This window comes from Ethanoligenens sp. (assembly GCF_047718355.1).
Classification (GTDB): Bacteria; Bacillota; Clostridia; order Oscillospirales; family Ethanoligenentaceae; genus Ethanoligenens.
In genome coordinates this window covers 4,339-9,267 of record NZ_JBDNLG010000107.1, presented here as the reverse complement: position 1 = coordinate 9,267, position 4,929 = coordinate 4,339, and the positions used below count along the sequence as shown (strand labels likewise).

At 50.4% G+C, this 4,929-nt stretch carries 6 protein-coding genes; all 6 read right to left on the bottom strand.

All coding sequences use genetic code 11. From position 1 onward, the window contains the following. Positions 1–690 (bottom strand): hypothetical protein (locus ABF463_RS12840; protein WP_415534155.1); only part of this gene is annotated, 690 nt, incomplete at its 3' end. Then, entirely contained in the window at positions 683–1,711 is a 1,029-nt protein-coding gene (fliG, locus tag ABF463_RS12835) for a flagellar motor switch protein FliG (RefSeq protein ID WP_415534153.1), read from the bottom strand. The genes ABF463_RS12840 and fliG, both read right to left, overlap by 8 nt. Positions 1,712–1,753: 42 nt before the next feature. Beyond that, positions 1,754–3,349, bottom strand: coding sequence for a flagellar basal-body MS-ring/collar protein FliF (gene fliF / locus ABF463_RS12830; RefSeq protein WP_415534151.1), 1,596 nt, complete (start codon positions 3,347–3,349; stop codon positions 1,754–1,756). Positions 3,350–3,380: 31 nt separating this feature from the next. After that, positions 3,381–3,695 carry a flagellar hook-basal body complex protein FliE gene (locus tag ABF463_RS12825; RefSeq protein WP_415534149.1) on the bottom strand — a complete coding sequence of 105 codons (315 nt, stop codon included), beginning with the start codon at positions 3,693–3,695 and terminating at the stop codon, positions 3,381–3,383. 72 nt (positions 3,696–3,767) lie between these two features. Continuing rightward, entirely contained in the window at positions 3,768–4,199 is a 432-nt protein-coding gene (gene flgC, locus ABF463_RS12820) for a flagellar basal body rod protein FlgC (RefSeq protein ID WP_415534147.1), read from the bottom strand. A 2-nt stretch (positions 4,200–4,201) separates the two neighbouring features. Beyond that, a complete protein-coding gene (gene flgB / locus ABF463_RS12815; protein WP_415534145.1) occupies positions 4,202–4,606 on the bottom strand; it encodes a flagellar basal body rod protein FlgB in 405 nt (134 codons plus the stop codon). Between the last annotated feature and the right edge of the window lie 323 nt (positions 4,607–4,929).

Sequence of the window (4,929 nt, the reverse complement as noted above, 5' to 3'; positions counted from 1 at the left end):
AACCTCCAACAGAGCCGCACATTCCGCCGCGGACGCACCTTTCAATGCGACAGCCATATCACGCATCTTGATATTCTTACATACCTTCTGCAATAAACGGGCCGGCAACCGCGGCAGATTCTGAAAGAGCAATTCGTTTCCCTCACCGGGACGCTCATCAGAAAAGACCATTTGCGTCACCTGACGGAGCTTTGCCTGATCAAGCGCAGGAAAATTGTCAATGTTTTCCTGCCGTTCCGCGCAGGCTGCGTCCTTTGCGACCGCCGGGGCATTATCCTGCAAATCCGCTGTCAGCGCCTCACGATCAAGGACACTTCCAAAAATGATTTCAACCAGTGAATCCGCGAAAATCTGTGCGTCTTTTTGATTCTGCACATCGGCCTGACACAAAGTCTCCGTCTGCCGCTCCTGTTCACCCCGCAGCAACGCCTGATTACGGGCACGCGCCTTTTCCAATTGCCGCACAGCCTCCCGCTCACCCTGTTCGCGCCCGGCTGCCTCCCCTGTACGCATTCCCTGCGCCTTTGCATACAGGTAGGTGTTCTGCACCTCTGCGCGAACCTCCTGTTCCCTTCGAAACCACGCAGTGCGCTGTGTGGCTTCCGCCCTGTTTCCCGGCGGCAGGATATCCGCCCGCAGCAAAAGTGGTTCTCCTGTTGTCACCATGGTGTTTTTCCACACATTAGACAAGGATATCATCCTTTCCGCCGCGCCCGACAACAATTTCGTTGGCTTCTTCCAGCTTCCGGATCACCTGTACGACCTTCTGCTGCGCTTCTTCCACCTCGCTGAGCCGTACCGGACCAAGGAACTGGATTTCTTCCTTGATGGTATCCTGCATCCGCTTGGTCATGTTCTGGAAGATCAGATCGGCCACATCTTTATTTGCACCCTTGAGCGCAACCACCAATTCTTTCGTATTGACCTCGCGCAGGAACCGCTGAATCCCACGCGAATCCAAATAGATGATGTCTTCAAACACGAACAACCTGCGTTTGACTTCCTCGGTAAGTTCAGGATCCATTTTGCTGAACTCATCCAGAATATATTTTTCGGTAGCACGATCGACACGGTTGAGAATCTCGGCAATGGATTTGACGCCGCCAATCTCGGTGAAATTGGTACTCACCACGGTGGAGAGCTTGCTTTCCAACAAGCTCTCCACCTCTTTGACGATTTCAGGAGACGTCCTGTCCATAACCGCAATACGTCTGGCCACGTCGATCTGTTTTTCGCGCGGCAGCTCCGCAAGGATCGCGGCTGCCTGTTCGGATGTGGTATAGAGTAGAATGAGCGCGATGGTCTGCGGATGCTCATATTGGATGAACGAAAGCAAATCCTTGGGGTCGGCTTTCTTTAAAAATTCAAAAGAATGCGCGTGGAGAGAGTCGGTGATCCGGCTGATAAGCTGCACAGCCTTCGCATTGCCATACGCCTTTTCCAAAACCTGTTTGGCGTAATCAATCCCGCCGTCGGAAATATATTTCTGTGCCAGACAAAGTTCATAGAATTCGGAAAGGGCGGCGTCAATCTTGACGGAATCCACCTGCTGGATGGAAGCGACCTCCACGGTGAGTGTCTCCACTTCATCGTCTTTTAAATACTGGTAGAGACGCGCCGCCCGCTCCGGTCCAAGAGAAATAATGACCAGCGCAGCCTTTGTTTTATTGCTCAGTTTCGCTTCTGCTGTTGCTTGCGGCAAATCCTCCACCCCCCTGCCGGAAAATTGTCAAAACGTTCGCTTAAAACCGGATCATCCATCTTTCAGCCAGTTGCGCAGCAGCTGTGCCACCAGTTCTGGTTTATTATCGGTAAACTCTTCAATTTGCTCTTTTACCGGGTTTGGCGGCATTTCATCCAGTTTCTGGTTGAGCTGCAAAGGCACTCTCGCTGCCTTGGGACTTTCGACCGCCTGCTGCTGTGCCTGTGCCTGTTGCGTCAAACGCTCGGATTCCTCCTGCATGGCTGTTTTATGTTTGCGCCCCCGCCGCAGGAAAATAATCAGCAACAGAATGAGCACGACCGCGCCAACGCCAGCAGCCGCAGCTATCAGCAGATTTCTCGGATTGGACAAGACAGAACCACCGCTGCCGGAAGAGGAATGGCCGCTGCCGGCGGACGAACTGGTGGATGCGAAACGCGTGAGCTGCACATTGACATTGTTCGGCGTGGTACCAACTGCATACGCCACAAACTGCTGCACCTGGGTGGGGTCTATTGTCGCGATCTCTTGATTTGCACTGTTCAGTATGATCCCGATCGTTAAGTTTTTAATAGAGCCGCCCTTATCCTGCACCTGCTGCTGCACCTGATTGTATAAAAAGGTGGTAGCGTTGTTCTGCTGTGTAATGACGCCGGAAACATCACTCGTCTGACTTCCCGTGGTATAGTTCGGCTGTGCGCCGTTCACGCCTACCGTGCCGCCCGATGATGCCATTCCGTTTCCCGAAACTGTGACACTGGAGCTGACGCTGGAGGGAAGGCCCTGCCCGTTGTTGGGACCGGAATATGTCGTCGTATTGGTTGTGGTCGCGGTAAAGTCGATGGTAGCGGCAGGAGACACCTGGATATTGCCCGAACCATACACCGGGTTGAGAACGGAAAGCACTTTCTGCTTGATTTCGTTTTCCACCTGTGCACGAAGCGTCAACTGGTCAGAAGTCGCTCCGGATAAAGAACCATCGGCGTTGTTGAGCGTATTACCGTCGCTGTCGATGACCGTTACGTTATCAGCGGTGAGCTTGGACACACTGTGTGAAACGATGTTGACAATACCCGTCACCTGCTTTTGGGTTAAGGTGACGCCATTTGCAAGAGTGAGTTTGACACTGGCTGTCACCGGCACCTGATCCGAAGACAGCACATAGGTATCGTCGTTGCCTTGTGTAACAGTTACGATTGCGTTTTTGACACCGGGAATTGTCTGAATGGTGTCCTGCAACCGATTTTGTATTTGATAAAGAGCCAGCATTTTTTTGTCATTGTCTGTCATGGCCCATGTATTTCCACTCTCATAAATGGAATAATTCAGCGTTGTCTGTGGATATCCGTCCACGGCAAGTTCCATACGTGCTTGATCCGCAACCGATTTATCTACATAAATGTCGTTGTTTTCAATCTTATATTTAAACCCGCGTGTCTGCAAATCAGTCACAATCTGACCCGATTCCGCGTCACTCAAGCCACTGTAGATCAGTTCATACTGTGTCCTGGTCAAAAGCATGTCCGCGGCCACAGCGCCCACAATGACGCCTGCGACCACCACGATGAGCAGCACCCGTGCTTTCACGCTCAAGTTGCTCCAAAAACCTTTTATACGGGCCATCGCTTTTTTCAGGCCTGCATCCATTGCCACACCCCCTTATCAAGCATTCGTCTTGTTACACCTGCATGTTCATGATAGTGGTGTATGCTTGAAGGGCATTGTTGCGGACACTGGATGCCAGTTGAAGCGACACCTGTGCCTTGCTGCTGTCTATCAGCAATTGTGCTGGATTATCCATCTCGCCAGCCGCTGCCTTCACGATATCCGCCTGAAACGCCGCATCGGTCTGATTGACTCCGCCCACCAGCTGATTATAGATATCTCCAAACATCTGTGTGCCATCGGTCGTCGTATTGGAAGCCCCTTGTGACGCGTTCAACCATTCGGCCGGATTAGAGGATGCAATTTGGGGCAACATTGAAATATTCAAAATATGTAGCACTTCCCTTTTATGTTAGTCAAATCGCAAAATAATTTTTTATCAGGGTCTAATGATGTTTGATTATTTACCGATATCCAAAGAAGTAGTTGTCATTCCTTTCAGCGCATTAAACGCCGTAACGTCCGCCGAATAGGAGCGGGAAGATTCCATCAAATCCGTCATTTCCGTGACGGTATCGACATTTGGCAGCCGCACATACCCATCAGCACCAGCATTGGGGTTAGTGGGATCGTAGGAAAGTTTAAAATCCGACGTGTCGCTTTGTATCGCATCCACCTGCACACCGCCCGGTCCCTGTCCGCTCGCCCCCGCCAAATAGTTGTCAAAGGTCTGTTGCGTGCGTTCTGAAAAGACGACTGTTTTGCGCTGGTAAGGCGTTCCGCCTGCTGCTGCCGTCGTATCTTGGTTGGCAAGGTTTTGCGAGATTACATCCATCCGCAGACGCTGGGCCGTCAATCCGGAACCCGCGATATTCAATGCATTCAAAAACATGGTTATGAACCCCCTGCTGCTGTTTTCAGCATGGAAAGCTGATCTGAAACGCCTCGTGTTAAATAATTGTATTGCAACTGATTGCGCATCATTTCCACCATCTGGTTTTCCATATCTACCCCGTTCGCATCAGAACTGCTGATCACACCGGAATCCACTTGCACCTTCGGCGAAACATTGGACAGTTCGCTCGTGTTCAAATGCCCGTCAGCAATCGCTTGACCGAGTTGATCTTCAAAAGAAACACTCTTTTGCCGATAACCCGGAGTGTCCGCATTTGCAATATTATCGCTGATGATGCTACCGCGTTGCCAGAGCGCATCGATGGCTTTGGTTCCAACATCCATAGAAAGCATATTTACAGAACCCGACATTACACAATCACCTCTCCTGCCAACCAGTTTCACGGCATCTTTGTCTCATTGCTCTCTGCCTATATCCCGTTCAAAGTGAACCATACCGGCTGCATAACCGGGTCTTTTGTTATAGTTTAAGCTTTCGACCCTATAATACCAAATTCTACTTTTTACACATGCTTATTATACTGTGTTTATATACCACACGCAACCATCTTTGCGATAAAACCAAAGGGCGTTCTGTTAGGAAACAGACCAAAGTCATCCGCCCTGTTTCCCTGCGTATGTGTGGCCTGCATCTCATCGTGCTGTTTTTCTCAAAAATGCCCATTTTTGAGAAAAACACTGTCAACATTTTGTTTAGTCAATATATC